Source organism: Mycobacterium sp. E342, from assembly GCF_001667665.1.
Classification (GTDB): Bacteria; Actinomycetota; Actinomycetes; order Mycobacteriales; family Mycobacteriaceae; genus Mycobacterium.
In genome coordinates this window covers 1-2260 of record NZ_LZJM01000339.1, presented here as the reverse complement: position 1 = coordinate 2260, position 2260 = coordinate 1, and the positions used below count along the sequence as shown (strand labels likewise).

2 pseudogenes are annotated in these 2260 nt (G+C 70.7%); one reads left to right on the top strand and one right to left on the bottom strand.

From position 1 onward, the window contains the following. Nucleotides 1–184: 184 nt before the first annotated feature. Nucleotides 185–892 (top strand): annotated as a pseudogene (locus A5692_RS28715) (nucleotide sugar dehydrogenase); the annotation flags it as partial. On the opposite strand, the pseudogene A5692_RS27490 reads toward A5692_RS28715, so the two are convergent. Continuing rightward, nucleotides 883–1917, bottom strand: a pseudogene (locus tag A5692_RS27490) (hypothetical protein); the annotation flags it as partial. The pseudogenes A5692_RS28715 and A5692_RS27490 sit on opposite strands and share 10 nt — an antisense overlap. Between the last annotated feature and the right edge of the window lie 343 nt (nt 1918–2260).

Here is a 2260-nt window from a genome sequence, read left to right as displayed (position 1 = left end):
CGGCGGTGGCGGCGGCGGATTCCCCGGAATTCCGGGCTTTGGCGGCGGTCACGGCGGCTTCGGCGGCGGCCACGGCGGATTCGGGCGCCACTAGCCCGACGCGGCGACCAGCTGTCACCTCCCGTTTGCCTCCCGCTCAGCGGGGTGATGCAGTTAGCTCATGGCGGCGACGTACACCGGTCATATGCGATGCACCGTGTTCGGCACCGGTTACCTGGGTGCAACCCACGCCGTCGGCATGGCGGAGCTGGGACACGAGGTCGTCGGCGTCGACGTCGACGCGGGGAAGGTCGCCAAGCTCTCCGGCGGTGACATCCCGTTCTACGAGCCCGGCCTGCGCAAGCTGCTGACCAAGAACCTGGCGGCGGGGCGGCTGCGGTTCACCACCGACTACGACGTGGCGGCCGAGTTCGCCGACGTGCACTTCCTCGGGGTCGGGACACCGCAGAAGAAGGGCGAGTACGGCGCCGACCTGCGCCACGTGTACGCGGTCGTCGACGCGCTGGTGCCGCGGCTGACCCGATCGTCGGTCCTGGTGGGCAAATCGACCGTGCCGGTGGGAACCGCGGCCGAACTCAACCGCCGGGCGGCCGACCTGGCGCCTCGCGGCGTCGACGTCGAGATCGCCTGGAACCCCGAGTTCCTGCGCGAGGGCTACGCGGTGCAGGACACCCTGCATCCGGACCGCATCGTGCTTGGGGTGCACCAGGATTCGACGCGCGCCGAAACGGTGGTCCGCGAACTCTACGGCCCGCTGTTGGCCGAGGGAGTGCCGTTCCTGGTGACCGACCTGCAGACCGCGGAGCTGGTCAAGGTGTCCGCCAATGCCTTCCTGGCCACCAAGATCTCGTTCATCAACGCCATCTCCGAGGTGTGCGAGGCCGCCGGTGCCGGCCGGGTGGGTGCGACGACCACGTTCTGGTTCGGGCTGGGCCGGACGTTGGCCGTGGGCCGGATGGCGATCGCCAACGAGACGACGAGCGCCACCACCCCGATGACGAACACGCCCGCCACCATGCCGCCCACCAGGCGGAACGAGCTGCGCTCGGGATAGCCGGCGTCGACGAGCGCGGTGGCGCCGGTGTGCGCGCCGGTGTAGAGGTCGTCCATTTCGTCGGGCACGGCGCTGTAGGCGAGCGCATCCCTGCCCAGGGTTCCCGGGGTCTCGAAGTAGCCCGGCGCCACCGCGAACGGGTTGATGGCGCCGGTGCCCGGGTCTTGCGCGTAGGCCAGCGCCGCTGTCGACGACGAGAACAACGGGGCATGCGCTGAGGCCAGCGCCGCGCCCCGGGCGAGCGCCGTTTCGGGCTCCTCGGGGGCCGACAACGGCAGCGAGGTCGCCGCCTCCAGCGCGGGCTTGATCAGGGGGATGTCGATGCCCGAGCCGACGACGAACACGCCGTCCGGGCGCGTCTCGAGCGTCTCGGCATCCGACACCATCGTGGCCAGCTGGGCCACGGCGGCCTCGTCATCGGCCGGCAGCGGCTGCCGACGCACGTCGGCGATCGACCCGTCGGCGCTGTTGATGACGGCCAGGGTCGCCGTGTCGGGCTCGATGTAGAGCAGCGCCGTCTGCGCGTAGTTGGTCTGGCTGCCGACCGCTTGCGCCAGGGCCGCCGCGGCCAGGAAGGCCGAGACCAACATCACGTTCTCGACCTTGTGGGCGGCCAGCGCATCGCGCAGGGCGGCGGCCTCGATCGGGTCGGTGAAGGTGACGCCGGTCGACGCCAGCTGGTAGCCGCCCTCGGCCGCGCCCTGGCGGGTGCCCAGGATCGCCGAGACTACCTGGTTGGCCGCGGTCAGCGTTGCGGCGTCGTCTTCGGGCGGGACGTCGAAATTGTCTTCGTCGACGGTGGCGCCTTCACCGTTTTGGCCTTCGACCAGCACCATCCGGACTGCCGTCGGCGCCATTGACACACCAAGCACGGTGTCCAAAGCTCCTCCAAGGTTCGATTGCTAGCCCTGATGATGAGGACGTGGCCGCCGCACCCCGCGAATACGCCAGAGGTCACTGAGTCCCCACCCTATGTTCCCCTAGTTTCACGATTTTACGCGCGCTCGGTGCCTTCGGCTTGGGGGCGTTACGGCTAGGGCATCGGGATGCCGTGCTGCCCGAGGTGCCGATGCAGCCAGTCGTCCCACTGATCGCCGTGGGACGGGCCAGGCCCCGGCTGGGGCGATGCCGGGGCGGGGGCGGGCTCGGCGGCTTCGGCGGCGGCCACAGCGGCGGCGGCCTGGGCGGTGGCGGCGGTGGCGGCTT